General features: G+C 53.2%; 19 protein-coding genes. 17 read left to right on the top strand and 2 right to left on the bottom strand.

Annotation, left to right across the window (positions count from 1 at the left end):
• From P3W75_RS01865 to P3W75_RS01790, 17 genes are all read left to right on the top strand, one after another.
• A partial coding sequence (locus tag P3W75_RS01865; RefSeq protein ID WP_276225667.1) for a VENN motif pre-toxin domain-containing protein occupies positions 1-1,601 on the top strand: 1,601 nt, incomplete at its 5' end.
• The gene (locus tag P3W75_RS01860) at positions 1,601-1,993 is read left to right on the top strand and encodes a hypothetical protein (RefSeq protein WP_276225666.1); all 393 of its coding nucleotides are present in this window, start codon (positions 1,601-1,603) and stop codon (positions 1,991-1,993) included. The genes P3W75_RS01865 and P3W75_RS01860, both read left to right, overlap by 1 nt.
• A 275-nt stretch (positions 1,994-2,268) precedes the next feature.
• Positions 2,269-3,927 carry an ATP-dependent Clp protease proteolytic subunit gene (locus tag P3W75_RS01855; protein WP_276225665.1) on the top strand — a complete coding sequence of 553 codons (1,659 nt, stop codon included), beginning with the start codon at positions 2,269-2,271 and terminating at the stop codon, positions 3,925-3,927.
• 164 nt (positions 3,928-4,091) lie between these two features.
• Complete coding sequence (locus tag P3W75_RS01850) at positions 4,092-4,511, top strand: hypothetical protein (protein WP_276225664.1); 420 nt, start codon at positions 4,092-4,094, stop codon at positions 4,509-4,511.
• Between the two features lie 214 nt (positions 4,512-4,725).
• Complete coding sequence (locus tag P3W75_RS01845) at positions 4,726-5,007, top strand: YrhB domain-containing protein (protein ID WP_276225663.1); 282 nt, start codon at positions 4,726-4,728, stop codon at positions 5,005-5,007.
• Between the two features lie 164 nt (positions 5,008-5,171).
• Entirely contained in the window at positions 5,172-5,858 is a 687-nt protein-coding gene (locus P3W75_RS01840) for a transposase (RefSeq protein ID WP_276225668.1), read from the top strand.
• 54 nt (positions 5,859-5,912) lie between these two features.
• On the top strand, positions 5,913-6,797 hold the full coding sequence (locus P3W75_RS01835; protein ID WP_276225662.1) for a hypothetical protein: 885 nt from the start codon (positions 5,913-5,915) through the stop codon (positions 6,795-6,797).
• A 1-nt stretch (position 6,798) separates the two neighbouring features.
• A complete protein-coding gene (locus P3W75_RS01830; RefSeq protein ID WP_276225661.1) occupies positions 6,799-7,329 on the top strand; it encodes a contact-dependent growth inhibition system immunity protein in 531 nt (176 codons plus the stop codon).
• A 324-nt stretch (positions 7,330-7,653) separates the two neighbouring features.
• The gene (locus P3W75_RS01825) at positions 7,654-8,115 is read left to right on the top strand and encodes a hypothetical protein (protein WP_276225660.1); all 462 of its coding nucleotides are present in this window, start codon (positions 7,654-7,656) and stop codon (positions 8,113-8,115) included.
• Complete coding sequence (locus P3W75_RS01820; protein ID WP_276225659.1) at positions 8,112-8,666, top strand: DUF6990 domain-containing protein; 555 nt, start codon at positions 8,112-8,114, stop codon at positions 8,664-8,666. Before P3W75_RS01825 ends, P3W75_RS01820 begins: the two co-directional genes overlap by 4 nt.
• Positions 8,667-8,988: 322 nt before the next feature.
• The gene (locus P3W75_RS01815; RefSeq protein ID WP_276225658.1) at positions 8,989-9,306 is read left to right on the top strand and encodes a hypothetical protein; all 318 of its coding nucleotides are present in this window, start codon (positions 8,989-8,991) and stop codon (positions 9,304-9,306) included.
• 10 nt (positions 9,307-9,316) lie between these two features.
• Complete coding sequence (locus P3W75_RS31865) at positions 9,317-9,997, top strand: colicin E5-related ribonuclease (protein ID WP_430765327.1); 681 nt, start codon at positions 9,317-9,319, stop codon at positions 9,995-9,997.
• A 4-nt stretch (positions 9,998-10,001) separates the two neighbouring features.
• Positions 10,002-10,328, top strand: a complete 327-nt coding sequence (locus P3W75_RS01810; RefSeq protein ID WP_276225657.1) for a colicin immunity protein — start codon at positions 10,002-10,004, stop codon at positions 10,326-10,328.
• Positions 10,329-10,636: 308 nt separating this feature from the next.
• Complete coding sequence (locus P3W75_RS01805; RefSeq protein WP_276225656.1) at positions 10,637-11,365, top strand: hypothetical protein; 729 nt, start codon at positions 10,637-10,639, stop codon at positions 11,363-11,365.
• Between the two features lie 321 nt (positions 11,366-11,686).
• Positions 11,687-11,926: a hypothetical protein gene (locus P3W75_RS01800; protein ID WP_276225655.1), complete on the top strand. Its 240-nt coding sequence runs from the start codon at positions 11,687-11,689 to the stop codon at positions 11,924-11,926.
• Between the two features lie 285 nt (positions 11,927-12,211).
• On the top strand, positions 12,212-12,817 hold the full coding sequence (locus tag P3W75_RS01795) for a cysteine hydrolase family protein (protein WP_276225654.1): 606 nt from the start codon (positions 12,212-12,214) through the stop codon (positions 12,815-12,817).
• A gap of 344 nt (positions 12,818-13,161) precedes the next feature.
• Positions 13,162-13,671 (top strand): hypothetical protein, encoded by a 510-nt coding sequence (locus P3W75_RS01790; protein WP_276225653.1) that lies wholly within the window; start codon positions 13,162-13,164, stop codon positions 13,669-13,671.
• A 65-nt stretch (positions 13,672-13,736) separates the two neighbouring features.
• Here the strand turns inward: P3W75_RS01790 and P3W75_RS01785 are convergent, their stop codons facing one another.
• Both P3W75_RS01785 and P3W75_RS01780 read right to left on the bottom strand, forming a co-directional pair.
• Complete coding sequence (locus P3W75_RS01785) at positions 13,737-14,363, bottom strand: helix-turn-helix domain-containing protein (protein WP_276225652.1); 627 nt, start codon at positions 14,361-14,363, stop codon at positions 13,737-13,739.
• A gap of 1 nt (position 14,364) precedes the next feature.
• Entirely contained in the window at positions 14,365-14,526 is a 162-nt protein-coding gene (locus P3W75_RS01780; RefSeq protein ID WP_276225651.1) for a hypothetical protein, read from the bottom strand.
• Positions 14,527-14,568 lie beyond the last annotated feature (42 nt).

The following is a 14,568-nucleotide window of genomic DNA, read 5'->3' as shown; positions in this document are numbered from 1 at the left end:
GGGCGCAAGGGGAGATCAATGCCGACAAGGCGGCGAGAGAGGAGCTAGCCAAGAGCGGGATCAATAACCCGACCCGAGAGCAGATCCAGAGCAGCGCCGCGTACAAGGCAGCGATGCAGGACTATGGAACGGGTGGCGACTATCAGAAAGTCGCACAGGCGGTAACAGCTGCTCTTCAAGGCCTTGCGGGAGGTGATATCGGTTCGGCGTTAGCCGGGGCTTCGGCGCCTTACCTGGCTGGCTTAATCAAGCAACAGGCTGGCAACAACGACACTGTTCGAATTATGGCCCAGGCGGTATTGGGAGCTGCGGTTGCCCAGGCGCAGGGTAACTCCGCAGCGGCTGGTGCCGCTGGTGCTGCAACTGGCGAGTTGATTGCTGCACAGCTTTATCCGGGCAAAAGCTCGGATCAATTGTCGGAAAGCGAAAAGCAGACTGTATCGGCGCTTTCCTCCCTCGCCGCCGGTTTAATTGGCGGGGCTCTGACGGGGGATAGTGCTGGGGCGATAGCGGGAGCTCAGTCTGGCAAGAACGCAGTGGAGAACAACCACCTTTCCACTGACGAAAAAATCAGCCTGAACCTGAAAGAAGTACAGTACCAGCGAGATTGCCCGGCAGGCGCGTCAACCAGCGGCCCTTGCCAGCAGTTGAAAAAGGATATCCAAGCCCTGCGGGAAAAAGGTCGCAGTGTGCTGGAGACTGAGCTGCTCGCTCCCGCGTCGGACATGGGGCCCGATATCATGGTCAAGACCAAACCTGGGGAGATCATCCCTTGCGTAGGGTCGTCCAATGGTTTCTGCCAAGTGACCGACCAAGTGCTGGTCACTGATCAGGGCAAGGAATGGCAACTGGTTCCTGCTTCGGACGAGCAGGCGCAGATAGGCAAAGCGCAACAGCAGAGCATTGGGGCTCAAGCGGATGCTGCCCTTAAGCAATGGACGGCGGACGCATTCGATGTTGGCTGCGGTGGCTTTGGTGTAGCGGCGACCGCCTGCCAGATCTACCGTGCAGCGGGGGGAGCGAATCCTATATCCGGTGCGGTGCCTAGCACTGGTGAGCAGGTGTTGTGGGGAGCTACAGCTATCCTCAATGGGTTGGGGATTTATGGGGTAGTAGCTGAGGGACCGGCGATTGGGAAAAGTCCATTCTCCTCCACTGTCTCGGCGGACGCTGAGGCGGGATCCAGCGGTTTGCCAAGTAAGGGGTCCTTGAAAGGAGACCCTGAAGTTCCCCCAAAAAATGCAAATCCAGAGATGGTACGGTCACTGGATAGACAAAATGAAGCTGCTATAAAGCTGGCGCAAGCTGGATATGACGTAGAGCAGCTTCCGAATATAGGAAAAAATAAAGCTAATCCGGATCTTCGAATCAATGGTGAAGTAGCAGATGTAGCATCTCCGCGAACTGGTAGTGTAGGGTCTGTGTTGATGACCGTAGAGGATAAAGTCAAAAGGCAGGCTCCAAATGTTGTTGTTAACTTGGCGGATTCTCCCTTAAGCATAGAGCAAGTTTCAAAAGCCTTGGAAAGTCGTCCGATTCAAGGGCTGAAAACATTGTTCTTGATGAAGGACGGGGAATTTAAAATTATTGAGGGTGGGTGATGACTATTACAATGTCTTTGGAGTTGGAGAAGGGGGCGAAACTTGATGATGTGGCCAAGGTTCTCTCTCGTATAGGAGAGTGCTTCTCGTATGAGGGGGAGGAGTTGTGGGGGGATTTTAATAGGTCAGGTTCACATTTCGTTTTTCGTTATGCCGATGAATTTGATGAAATTGTGGCTGAGGGCTTCCAGCTTGCATGGAAGGTCGGCATAAGGGGGGCGATTCATTGTAGGGCAAATGCTCTCGATTATAGTCAATCTGATATTGAAGGGTTTCTAACTAAACTCTCCGAGGAAACAGGTTTTGGATTTATCCTGTCTTTTCAGTATGAGTCCGTGTATGTGGTTCGAGATAAGAGTGGGCTTCGATTTCTAAAAAAGATGGTCGGATGAAGTCGACTGCAGGGAGGGAAGAGCGAAAAGGGGACGGATTTATTTTTTCTACTCTAAAGCTGACCGGTCGGGCGGGATTGGAGTGAAATAAATCTGTCTCCTTTTTCCATAAGAAAGGGCGAGGGAGAAAGAGATGGGAAGGGTGGGTTTATTTTTCTGCTCTAAGGCTGTTTTTTGAGTAGAAGTATAGTGCGATAAATAAATATTTTCTTTCTGGTAATAAATATTTTACCTTTCGCAACCTCTGAGGGTTAGGGGTTACAAGGATAAAGGTTATGGAGCAGATCGACTCTTCCACCGTGCAGGGACAGGATTCTCAGAAAGCCCGTGTGGTAACTGATCGCGGGTCGGAACAACCACATGGTGAGCATTTGCCTCGTTCCGGGAATTTTATGACCAGACACTGGCGCGGGGAGTATTCCTTGGCCCGCTCCTACTGGATCAACGGAATGCTGGTGAACGTTGCCGGCATGGCGGCATCGTGGGCACTGCAGGTCGCAATGAAAGGGGTTGCGATAGATCCCATGATGTCCTGCGCGATGATTATCTTGCTTTATGGCCTGTTGCTGGTGGTAACGGTTTGGCAGGTAGTTGGCATCTGGCGCTCCGCATCGCTGCATGTTGCTCGCGGCGGAACGGCATTCTGGGCGACGGCCGCTCGCATTCTGGTAGCCATCGGCTTGATGCAGACGCTGGCGTCCGTGGTGACGGAGGGGATCCCTGTTATCAGGTCCACTTTGACCTTGGCGTTGGGCCAGAGCCCGATTCCTCCCTATCGCCTCAGCCTGATGCGGGACGATACGGAACTGGAGCTTGCCGGAGGAATTTCTTTTGGCACCTTCGCTGCTTTGCAAAAGAGCCTTGATGAGCACCCGGATGTAAGGATCATCCACCTGAACAGTTCGGGGGGGCTGGTCAAAGAGGCGATGTCCATCGCCGACCTCATTCGTAGCAGGGAATTGACAACCTACACTTCGGGCGACTGCATAAGTGCCTGCACATTGGCCTTCCTGGCGGGCCAGGAGCGCTTGCTGGGGGAGAAGGGCAGGATTGGTTTCCATAGCCCCAGCCTTGTTGGATCCAATCAGCCCAATTTTGATTTGAATGCTGTATTCAGCCAGGCGCTTAAGAGTCGAGGTGCCTCGCCTGTCTTCATTTTCAAGGCCATGACTACTCCCCCCGACAAGCTGTGGTTCCCCGACAACGCCGAGCTTAAGCGTGAGTACATCATTACGGATGTGGTGGACTCCCGAAACTATGCCACGTCGCTCGTGGCGCCAAGCCGGGACGAGCAGGGGCTAGAGCGCTATTTGCAGGGAGCTCCCGTATTGCAAGCCATAGCCCGGCACGACCCCGTCCGCTATACGGCTCTCAAGGAAAGCCTGGACATGGGTGGGCGACAAGGGTTGTCGCCCACTGAGTTGCATCGGCTGGCGGACGAGAAACTGCGGGAGGCCATACCCGACTACCTTCGAAAGGCGCCAGGCCCCGAACTGGTTCGCTACTGGGAGACCCAAATCGCAGAGATGGCCGCCTTGGAGGCTATCAACCCGCAACATTGCGTTGATTTCGCGATGGATAACTCTTCTGCACGCCTAGCCGATGTTCAGCAGCTTCTGCCAATGAGCCTGTTGACGGCGGATGTCGATGCACTTACCGCGCTGATTGAGGCCGCCTCGTTGAGGCCGCATTCAAGCATCAATACGCCGCAGGCTCAGCAGGATCTGCGCCTGGCGCTGGGGCGGCTGGAGGGTAAGCAACCCGGTGCGCTTGAGGTTATTCGAGACCAGACGAAATACCGTGACCAACCTAAGGTGATTTGCGAATCGTTTAGTGGGATGTACCGGGAGTTTCTCGCTGTCGAGGGGGCGGAGCGTGCGGGCGATGTTTTTCGATTTCTACTGAGCGGTACGAGTCCATCGAATGGGAAATAAATAGATGGTTTGAAAAGGTCTTATTGATTCTTTCTGCTCTAGTTCGGATTGGTTGGTGGGGGTTGCGAAAACAGATCTGTCAATATCGCTAAAGGTTGACGCCTATCAAGAAGAAAATTTGCCGCTCTCTACTCACTTGTAAGTAACCATGGGGAAATTAGAATATGACTGATGTGAACGATCCAAAAGTACTGGCGTTCCGTATGCAGCGTCTACGCAAGGCACCTCGTAACTGGGCATACTGGGTTGCCGGCTTCACTGCTGCAAATGGGGTATTTCTGTCCCTGCACCATGATGTGATGGTTCTTGCCGGCTTTGTCTCTCCATTCGCTATTCCTGGTGCTGCGCCGCATTTTGTTGTGGCTTTAATCCTCGGTGTTATCGCTTACGCTTCGAACAGTTTTCCCAAGATTTTGATAGTTCCGCTTGTTGCATATGTAGTTGACACGCTGTTTGCCCTTTATGTTCGCTCTTGGCCTGGCCTGGCGATGCATTTGGTCGTATTTGCGTTTCTTGGCTTCTCGTTTATAGGAATGCGGGCGCTTAAGGCGCTGGAGGCCAAGCAAAAGAGTGTAAGTTGCTAGCGAGTGGTGATCTGGCTGGGAATACGAAAAGGGGCAGGCTTATTTTTCCTATCCTGAGGCTGGTTGGTAGGCTAGGGTTAGGGCCGAAAAGGGGACAGATTTATTTTTCCTACCCTAAAGCTGATCAGTTGGTCAGGATTAGAGTTCAATAAATAAATCTGTCCCCTTTTTCCCGAAGTGACTTCAAGACTTTGCAGTTGCTGAGGACTAACTGATGGTGACTTACGAATATGCTTTGGAACGAGCCAAGGAGTACCTGAGAGATTCAGAGGTGCCTTTGTGCATTACTCATGAGGGCGAATTCTCAGAAGGCTGGTTTTTTTGCTTTCAATCCGAAGAGTATTTAGAAACTGGAAATCCATCAGCCCAGCTGGCTGGAAATGGTCCATTTTTGATTGATAAGCAGAGCGGGGAGTTGCATGTTCTTGGGACTGCAAAGCCATTAAAAGAATATCTTGATGATTACGTTAGAGGAAAGTCAGGGAATCTGGCCTAGAGGGATTAAATAGTTTAGTTGTAATAGAAACCCCAGCCAAGACGAAAAGGGGACGGATTTATTTTTCCTACTCTAATTTCGGATCTCGCCAGACTCCAGCAGGCAAGCCTAGGCATGGCAATCTCATGCAAATGTACTGGATGGGATGTGGAGGGCTTGCTGATATGCCTGGGATGGGGCGGATACTCTTGGCGAACTACCCACATCACGTTGTGCAACGTGGTCACAATCGTCAAGTGGTCTTCGTGGAGCGGGATGACTATGAGCGGTACCTTGCCGATCTTCGTGATCTGAAGGACGTTTTTGGTGTCAGGGTCTATGCCTACTGCCTGATGACCAATCATGTGCACTTACTGCTAGAGCCGGGTGACTCGCTGTCTGGACTAAGCCAGCTGATGAAGACCCTTGCTGCCCGTGCGACGCGTTACCGGAATCGCCTGGAGGGCCGTAGCGGAACGCTTTGGGAGAGTCGCTTCAAATCCAGCGTTGTGCAATCCGATGAGTATCTACTGGCCTGCAGTCGTTACATTGAACTGAATCCGGTGCGCGCAAGGTTGGTACCACACGCGGAAAACTACCCGTGGTCTAGCTATACGCAGCATGTCGGCGGCGAAGACGCATGGCTGGATTTTGACCGTTGCTTCGAGGCGCTGGGCAATTCGAATGCTGAGCGTCGGGCCCGATATCGTAATTTTCTGGATCAACAAAGCACGTTTGAAGAAAACTCGCTAATACGAGAGGCCCTGCAGCGAGGTCAGTTAACAGGTAACACGCGCTTTGTTGATGAAGTAGAGCGACTGACAGGGCTGCGGATTGAGAGAAGAGGGCCGGGACGGCCGAAATTAGAGTAGAAAAAATAAATCTGTCCCCTTTTCCCCAGTATTGCCGAGAGCGTCCTCGGCGCCATGCAACTGGAAAACCGTCCGCTGACCTGGGCCGATGGTTCCCCGATCACCGCATACGGTCAGCCGGTCTATGCCTTCCAGGCTACGCCTGAACAGTTTGCGGATAGCAGCCTGTTCAACACACCCTACTTGGGCAATCAGGGCTCTGCCAGCTGGGCGAACGTGGTCAAAGCAGTGCAGCAATACGGCCAGGAGCAGGCTAACGCCCACTCTGGAGAGATCGGTAGCTTCAAAGGACAGGAGGATAGCCAGGGGTATATACGCGATGCGCTGGGCAACATCGTCAGCGATCATGTCATCCGGGACACGACTATCGAGGAAACCGTGCTGGCGGGAGGACCGGCGGGAAAGGCGACTACGACAGCTGGCAAGGTTGCCAAGGATTTGGGTGAGGCGATTTTAGGGTGGGTTGAGGGTAAGCTTGCGGGAGAGGGTGCAAAAGCAACTGGGGGGGGAGTAGACCGTGCCATTACTGGGATTGAGTGGGGCAAGGGTATTCAAGGTCAAGGAATGCCTTGGGAGGATTACCTTGGGACGCAACTGCCAGTAGGGTCTCGACTACCGCCTAACTTCAACACGTTTGATTTTTTTGACGAGACCACTGGTATAGCGACAAGCGCCAAAACACTTGATACGACGACTGCTGCCAAAATTGCTAATCCGAGACAAGTATATTCGTCGCTCAAAGGAAATATTGATGCAGTTGCTAATTTTTCTGAAGCTGGCTTGAAGGGTGTAACAGTTACTTCGAGTAAAATTACCGCTCGCGAATTGCAGGTTGCCATTCCTGATGTCACGACTAGTGCTCAGTGGGAGCAAATCAATAGAGCCATTGAATATGGTCAGAGCAAAGGCGTTACAGTAAAAATTACCAAGGTTAATTAATATGAACGATGTCGTGAAAACAGCCTGGGCGGATGCGGGGGTAAATAATGAATTTATTTACGTTAAAACTTATTCTGGCTATCGGGGTAGTCGAGCTGATCCGCTGGGTGTCGAGCATCACACCAGTCCTGAAATCAGTGATCAAGAGTTAGGTGTTATGGTTTTGGATGCGCTGGCCCATAGCCGATTTGTGCTTCCCGAGCCGCGTAAGGATGTTTGGATTCACCCTGAAGCTACCTTTGATATGGACTTATACGACTACGAATTGACCAGTCAGCGATATGATCAATGGGTTAACAGTACATTGGAGCGCTATGGCTACAAGACTAAGCGTGCATTATTTAAAGATATGAAAAAATGTAGTATCGAAAGTAAGGGGGGGCAGATAGTTATTCGCCCTAGTCATCACGAAAAACTAGAAGCCTGGAGTGGCAAGGGCGTAAGTGAGACTGATTATGTAATTATTCCCGGCGGTAGTAATCCTTCTGATGTAGGTGCGGCCTTACGCTTGGCTTTTAGTCGGTGCACTTAATGTGCAGAGGTTTGAATTGATCTGACACCGGCCTTGCGCCGGTGTTTTTATCTGCTTGCTGCGAAATATCCTTTTCTTGAACGAAAGGGGGCAGATTTATTTTTCCTTCCCTAAAACTGATCGGTTGGTCAGGATTAGATTGCAATAAATAAATCGGCCAAAAAGGGCCAAGAAGGGGACAGATTTATTTTTTCTACTCTAAAGCTGATCAGTCGGCCAGGATTAGAGTGCGGAAAATAAATCTGTCCCCTTTTTACCGTTTAAGGGAAGCCGATCAGTCCTAGCGACGAGTACGGAGCTTGGCGTTTGGGCGGAGGGACGCTCATGGCGGGGCTGCTGCTTGGGAGTGCCGAGGGCGTCATTGCCGGTAAAGCAATTAATGTGGCAAAAGGTGGGGTAGATACCCCAAAAATTACCATTAGAGACCACTATGATCATCATATGAATATGGTGGATGATATTAAGGATCAGCTTTCTTCCCAAGGGTATCGAGTTAGTGATAAGGAAATATCATTTGGCGGGTCTTGTGGTCTCGGCCGTTGCAGGCCAGCTATTGTAGCTGAAGCGCCTGATGGCGCTCTGAAGATAATTGAAATTAAGACGGGAGGGGCAAGCTTAAGTATTCGTCAGTCTGAGATATTTCCTCAGATAAAAGATGGGGACTCAACTCCTAGGGGGAAAGTTGCTGAAAGCTTTGGGCTTATTCCCGGAATTCCGTTAAAAAATCAGGGTTATCCTAATGGTATCCCTATTGAGATAATAAACTTTCCTGGTGCTGTGTTATGAAAGAAATTGAATTTTTATCGATTCTGGAAGCTCAAGGGTGGAAGTGTGAGATGGATGAGGCTAGAGAGCACTTTTGCGTAATTAATATTGATGATGTTGATGTTCAGGTTATTCCTTCAGTAAAAAAGCGTGCAGACCATTTTAGAGTTTCCCTTGCTGCATCTGTTTCCTCGAGAGAGTTCTCGGAGGCGGTTGGATATATTTTTGGGAAGAGATGTGGTCATGTTCCGGTTGTTCTTGATAGAGAGCCTCCAGAGAAGTTTATAAATATTTCTCCTAGAGATGTTGAAATGCTTTCAGGTAAAGTGATTTCGTGGGCTAGGTCTCAAGATATAAATGCGGGTCTCAAGTCTTATAGAAATCTTCCGACTGATGCAAAGGGAGCCATGCCACTCAGACATCTGGCTGCCTTGTCAATAGCCGGTGATGCTGCTCGCCTAATGGGTTATAAAGAGTGTTTTGATAGAGGCGATAGATTGGGGTTTGTGCCATACATTACTGCTGAGATGATAGTGAGGGCAGTCCAGTTGGCGATGAGGCATGGTGACTGATACGTGATATTAGTATGGCGCTGCCGCTCTCTGGTGGTAGTGGTGGTTTTTTGTGGTTTAAGTTTTTCGATTTATAGTGTTAAGGTTCGAAGTAAATTTTCCGCTCTTTGGTTTTTATGGGTGCTGTGGTTTTTTGTGGATTATTTATGGACAGATCTTTAAAAACTTGTATCGCTAACTGACATCGTAGGCCGGTGTCTTATCGCCTCCATTGGAGTTCCAAGAAATGGAGGGTGCAGACATCCCTGTCGTAACTTCTGCGCAATCCTGATAGCCCGGCCCCGCCATCCTTGGCGGGTCGCTCGCCGGGGCAACGCATGCGTTGCCAAATCCCGGCTCGCCCATCCGCGCCGGCCAGGACATCGGCGTCAGCGCCAGCGACGTGGCCTCCACCCACGGCACCAGCCTGCTGGCCGGGCGCAACGTGCTGATCGACGGCGCCACGGAAACCTCCGAAACCAGCCACGCCGAATCGAAGAAGAAATCCGGCGTGCTGAGCAGCGGCGGGATCGGCTTCACCCTCGGCTCCAGCAGCCTCAAGGCGACCCAGACCAGCCACAGCGAGGAAACCCGCGCCAGCACCATCGGCAGCGTGCTCGGCAAAACCTGGGGTGAGCGGCCTGGTTTCGTTGCTGGCTGAAGCCCTGATCATGAGCGCCGGGCAGAACCAGCAGAGCGGAGGAGCGGGGGGAGGCGATGGACTCGATCCAACGTCTCAAGCCCCAGGCTGGACCTCTGGCACCAGTATCGGCGATTCCACGAAGCTACTTCTCGCTCGAGAGATCGTGAACTTGCTGTTGCCCACGTGGACGTCGCTGCCGATCTTCCAGCCGGACAATTCTCCGCTGACAAATCCGGGGAGTGGCACCGTTGTATGGGATCCGGGGAGTGCTGGGTATGGTGCCGGGGGTAAGGTTGAACTGCCGAGTAGCACGGGAGGGAGCCGGATTGATGAGCAGGGCGGGTGGAGTACGACGACATCGGGAGATCCGGTCGCAGGGTTGGGAGTTGTTCATAGCTCAGCTAATACGGACGGTGATTCAGGTTCTGCAGAGATTGTTATTGATACTAAGATTAGCAGCCAGATTACTGAGCGAGGATGGACCGAGCAAGATATCCGTGCGGTTGTACAGGCAGGAGTGATTGGCACAGCCGTTGATAAACGTTCAGCCTCTAAAACTCCAGATGGGTTGCCTAGAAACGACTCTGCGTCGGTATATGGTTCAAAGGAAGGGTATGTGGTAGTCAATGACCGAACGAAAGAGGTTGTGCAGATTAGTGGGAGAAATGACCCGGGTTGGATTCCTGATAGTAGAATAAATTGGAGGTGAGGCTATGAAGGTCGACTCATTAAGGCGATATGAATCTGCTGATGAGTTTTTTTTACTAGACGGGACTGTGGTTATGAAAATGACCCCAGGTGCGGCTATATCCGTATGTGAGCAGGCTAGAAGCCACGGTTTTTTTATTTCTCGGATTGAGGGCGGAATTTGGCATAATCCTGGGTTTGAAGCGCGCTTGGACTGCATTTGGGATGGGGTGGATTGCTTTATCGATGAAGTTAGTGCAGGTGAGAATAATAAATCTGCTGCGAAGTTTATTGCTGGTGAGGCTTTAGTTCATGATGTTTTTATTGTTACGGTGGCTCGGATAAATGATTGAAAATTTGCGATGAAAAGGGGCGAAAAGGGGACAAGCGAAAAGGGGGCGGATTTATTTTTCCTACTCTAATTTCGGATCTCGCTAGACTCCAGCTGGCAAGCCTAGGCATGGCAATCTCATGCAAATGTACTGGATGGGGTATAGAAGGCTTGCTGATATGCCTAGGCCAAAAAGGGGGCAGATTTATTTTTCCTACCCTAAAGCTGATCGGCTGGTCAGAATTAGAGTGCAATAAATAAATCTGTCCCCTTTTGTCAATGTTTATAGATACGACCCAGCCACTGGCGAGCTGACGAGATTTTAATATCATGAAGCCATATATTCAGATTGCAGTAAGAACCAAGATGGGAACGGTTGGCTGGGATGTTGGCAGTCAGCTACTCGAATCTTTATGTTTGAATGGTGGCCTACTTGCGCCGGAGTATATTTCTCACAATGCGGACAAGATAACTGAACCTTTTGAAGGTAAGAGCCAAGCTGAAAGGCTCTGGGCAGAAAAGACATCTATACGTGCTAATGGAAGTCTTTCGGATTTCTTTCTCGATTTTGCTTGGAAGAGAAAAAAGTCTGTTAAGTGCTCTGGGCGCATCTGCCATATGTCTCGAAATATTCGAAATCAGATTGTGCCGGCAGATATATTTCTGAACTCTATTTTTAGCGACAAGGTGGATTGGTATCAGCTATTCAAAGTCTGGTGTGAAATCTTCCCGCCCCAGCTCGGCATGTTGCACTACTTCACTGAACCGGAACTTGAACCGCATATGGTGAATGATAGCTTTCAGATTGGCTCGTTCAATGCGGCGCTAAAACCGGATGTGCCTAACGCCGGCTGGGCCATGTTCTATGGCGATGAATTTGCTGAGAAGTTCGATGCTGAGCGGATCGCCAAGGCCGGTTTCCCGATTGAAAAGATCGGCGATGGGTACTTGGTGAGAGTCACGGAAGACATTCAAGATATCGTTCGTGACTTCCAGCTATTTGCACAGAAAAGAGCTGAGCTTAAGAGTCTGTTCCCTGAAGGTTTCTTTCTGGGCTAATACGATCCCACCAATAAAAAATCCAGCCAATGAGCTGGGATTTTTGTTGCCTAGGCGATTTACCTCCCGAATCGCCTCCGCTCATGCTCCGCCTGATACAAGCACCGAAAAGGGGACGGATTTATTTTATCTACTCTAAGGCTGATCAGTTGTCGGGGTTAGAGCGCGAAAAATAAATATGTCCCATTTTCCCCTTGATAATCCTAAATCAACATTCACAAATTTGGGGCGGGGAGGCCTTGAGATTCGAGCCCCGATGGCCGAGGGCTTCGCTATAATAGTGATGGGTCGTTCTCTGGGTTTGTGGATTAAGTGATTAAAATGAAAATACTTGAAAGCAACCCTGATTTTGAAATTGTTCGATATAGCGATTCGCGCTATAAAAATTTAACTGCAGAGATTCGGTACAAAGGAGAGCCAGTTGCGCAGGTAAATAAAGATGTGGGGGTTGATAGTCTTGAGCTTGAGGTGTTTGCTGATCTAAAAGATTCCATCTTGCGAGTTCCATTGGATGGTTTTTTGGAATCTTTAAAGCTGGCAAGAGAGTTACTTGTTCAGTAATTTGTTGGTGCAAAGGGGGAGGCACTGGGTTATTCCCCTTCGGGCCAGCGCAAGCGCTGTTCGCGATGGAGCCGCGTCCCACGTTCGCGGGAATGGCGGATTGGGGTCTACGCGTAAGGCTGTTGCTCCTACCCCTCATCCAAATGCCCAATCCGGAATTGGCCCGAATCCAGCGTTTCTTGTCTCGCCACGCGCTGTCGTCCTGGGCGGCGCTGGGGGAAGCTAGGCGTTCTTCCCGGCGCATGCGGGAAGCGCATTGAAGCCAATTCCCAACGAGGACGCTCCATGAATCACCCGACTCTTCGCGCCCTGGGCGGCGCCACCGCGCCGACCCGTCTGGACCCGGCGCGTAGCGCGCTGCTGGTCATTGATTTCCAGAATGAGTACTTCAGCGGGCGGCTGCCGTTGCCGGAGGGCGAGCGGGCGCTGCGCAATACCCGGCGGCTGGTGGACCACGCCGACCGTGCCGGGATCAAGGTCTTCCATGTGCAGCATGTGGATGCGCCGGACAGCCCGATCTTCGCCGAGGGCAGTGTCGGCGGCGATTTCCATCGCGACCTGCAGCCGGGGCCGACGCATGAGGTGGTGCGCAAGACCTCGGTCAGCGTGTTTCCCACCACCGACCTCGACCAGCGCCTGCGCGCCGCCGGTATCGACACCCTGGTCATCGCTGGCCTGATGACCCACGCCTGCGTGGCCGGCGCCGCGCGTGACGCCTCGCCGCTGGGCTATGAGGTGGTGGTGGTCGACGACGCCTGCGCCACCCGCGATATCGACAGCGGCGCCGGGGTGGATCACGCCACCTTGCACCGTGCCACCCTGGCCAGCATCGACGACACCTTCGGCGCCATTCTCAGCACCGAGCAGGTGCTGGGCCTGGCGCTGCGCTGAGTCGCGGCGCGGCCCGCTGTTCCGTCGCCGCGCGGCGTTTCCGGCGCGGCGGCGGGCGGGCTTCGGGAAAGCTGCCGGCGACTTAGATTGTTTATTCACTACGGTTATTTGCAAATAACCGGAAGTGATATTCATCGCGGCGATTCCGCCGTCATGAAATCGATGCTTTTCGCTATCGCGGAAATCACGCCGCGATAGCGGAAATCGATGCCACCACAGCGTGAATTTCCGGTGCGGCGCGAAGCATTCCGGCGCTCGGCCGGCAGCTTGCCGGGCCCGGGCGCGGCCCTAGAATCGGCTCCATTCGCAGTGATTCATTCCAATCGATTCAGGGAGCGCCAACGATGATGAACGCCATGCAGATGCCGATGAACGCCAATCCGATGATGCCGATGATGGGCATGCCGATGATGATGGCGACCATGACCTGCGAAATGCAGGCCGACGGCATGATGTGCAAGATGATGCCGGCCATGGGCATGGATGCGGCGATGTTCCGCAACAGCGCCGAGATGATGGCGATGATGATGAACTGCGGCATGCCGATGATGATGCACTGCGGCAACATGTCGATGATGTGCATGTCCCAGTCGGGCATGGCGATGATGCCGATGATGGGCATGATGAACAACATGATGCCGATGATGATGATGGGCATGCCCATGCCGTCGATGAAGTGCATGATGGAGTGCTCCATGCAGGGCGACGCCATGATGTGCAAGATGATGCCGATGCAGGGCATGAACATGGAGATGTTCAAGAACTGCTGCATGCTGATGAACAAGATGATGGAATGCGGGATGCCGATGATGATGAGCTGCAACGGCATGCCGATGATGTGCTGCACCTGCTGAGCGCGGCGCTGAAATGAACAGGCCCGACGGGGAAACCCGCCGGGCCTTTGTTTTTTGCGCCGGGCTCAGTCCAGGCGTTCGGGGTAGGTGGTCACCAGGTAGGCCACGGCTTCGCTGTCGGCCGGGTTGCGGTAGCTGTGCGGCTGGTCGGCGTAGAACAGGATGGAGTCGCCGGTGCCGAGCAGGAAGCGTTCCTGGTTGACCGCGATCTCCAGCACGCCCTGGGCCACCACCAGGTTTTCCTGGGTGCCGGGGGCGTGGCCGGCGGATTCCTCGATGGCCAGGCCGGCCAGGCGCAGTTCGTAGAATTCCACCTGGCGCGAGACGTCGAAGGGGAACAGCGCGCGGCTGACGAAGGCGCCGTCGCCGCTGACCAGGCGCTTGCTCTCGCGCGCCGGCAGCAGCGCCACGCCGTCGAAGGCGCGGTCGTCGAGGAAGGCCGCCACCGAGACTTTCAGGCCCTGGGCGATCTTGCACAGCACCTTGATCGAGGGAACGCTGCGCCCGGATTCGATCTGCGCGAGCATCGCCCGGCTCACCCCGGACAGCCGCGCGAGCCCGTCGAGCGAGAGGTTGCGTTTGCCGCGCAGGCGCAGCAGGTTGCGGGCGACGCGCTCGCCGATGGGGTCCTCGGCCGCCGGGGCGACCTCGAAACCCTCCGCGCTGTCGTCGGTGGAGAGCGGCAGGCCCATGTCAGGCCTCGCGGATGCCGTTGTCGCGCTGCTGCTGTACCCACTGCGCGGCGCCGAGGCCGGCGCGGCTCGCGTACATCGCCCACATCAGCTCGGCCAGGCGCCGCGCCTGGCGGCGGTTACGGTAGCGAGCGAGGTCGATGACGTTGTCGGTGCGGTCCATGGCGACTCCTGGGGACGGCGGTTCGGATGGGGCTAGCCTAGC

The organism is Pseudomonas citronellolis, assembly GCF_029335315.1.
In the GTDB taxonomy this organism is placed as follows: domain Bacteria; phylum Pseudomonadota; class Gammaproteobacteria; order Pseudomonadales; family Pseudomonadaceae; genus Pseudomonas; species Pseudomonas citronellolis_A.
Note: the sequence above shows the minus strand (reverse complement) of the source record. Positions and strands in the feature narration are given on the sequence as shown.

What these genes read in the sequence shown, in the direction of transcription:
- P3W75_RS01820 (WP_276225659.1), top strand. Translation starts at nt 8,112, where the DNA reads ATGAAAGAAATTGAATTTTTATCGATTCTGGAAGCTCAAGGGTGGAAG.
- P3W75_RS01830 (WP_276225661.1), top strand. Translation starts at nt 6,799, where the DNA reads ATGAACGATGTCGTGAAAACAGCCTGGGCGGATGCGGGGGTAAATAAT.
- P3W75_RS01800 (WP_276225655.1), top strand. Translation starts at nt 11,687, where the DNA reads ATGAAAATACTTGAAAGCAACCCTGATTTTGAAATTGTTCGATATAGC.
- P3W75_RS01855 (WP_276225665.1), top strand. Translation starts at nt 2,269, where the DNA reads ATGGAGCAGATCGACTCTTCCACCGTGCAGGGACAGGATTCTCAGAAA.
- P3W75_RS01860 (WP_276225666.1), top strand. Translation starts at nt 1,601, where the DNA reads ATGACTATTACAATGTCTTTGGAGTTGGAGAAGGGGGCGAAACTTGAT.
- P3W75_RS01840 (WP_276225668.1), top strand. Translation starts at nt 5,172, where the DNA reads ATGCCTGGGATGGGGCGGATACTCTTGGCGAACTACCCACATCACGTT.
- P3W75_RS01790 (WP_276225653.1), top strand. Translation starts at nt 13,162, where the DNA reads ATGATGAACGCCATGCAGATGCCGATGAACGCCAATCCGATGATGCCG.
- P3W75_RS01825 (WP_276225660.1), top strand. Translation starts at nt 7,654, where the DNA reads ATGGCGGGGCTGCTGCTTGGGAGTGCCGAGGGCGTCATTGCCGGTAAA.
- P3W75_RS01780 (WP_276225651.1), bottom strand. Translation starts at nt 14,526, where the DNA reads ATGGACCGCACCGACAACGTCATCGACCTCGCTCGCTACCGTAACCGC.
- P3W75_RS01835 (WP_276225662.1), top strand. Translation starts at nt 5,913, where the DNA reads ATGCAACTGGAAAACCGTCCGCTGACCTGGGCCGATGGTTCCCCGATC.
- P3W75_RS01805 (WP_276225656.1), top strand. Translation starts at nt 10,637, where the DNA reads ATGAAGCCATATATTCAGATTGCAGTAAGAACCAAGATGGGAACGGTT.
- P3W75_RS01810 (WP_276225657.1), top strand. Translation starts at nt 10,002, where the DNA reads ATGAAGGTCGACTCATTAAGGCGATATGAATCTGCTGATGAGTTTTTT.
- P3W75_RS01850 (WP_276225664.1), top strand. Translation starts at nt 4,092, where the DNA reads ATGACTGATGTGAACGATCCAAAAGTACTGGCGTTCCGTATGCAGCGT.
- P3W75_RS01795 (WP_276225654.1), top strand. Translation starts at nt 12,212, where the DNA reads ATGAATCACCCGACTCTTCGCGCCCTGGGCGGCGCCACCGCGCCGACC.
- P3W75_RS31865 (WP_430765327.1), top strand. Translation starts at nt 9,317, where the DNA reads ATGAGCGCCGGGCAGAACCAGCAGAGCGGAGGAGCGGGGGGAGGCGAT.
- P3W75_RS01785 (WP_276225652.1), bottom strand. Translation starts at nt 14,363, where the DNA reads ATGGGCCTGCCGCTCTCCACCGACGACAGCGCGGAGGGTTTCGAGGTC.
- P3W75_RS01845 (WP_276225663.1), top strand. Translation starts at nt 4,726, where the DNA reads ATGGTGACTTACGAATATGCTTTGGAACGAGCCAAGGAGTACCTGAGA.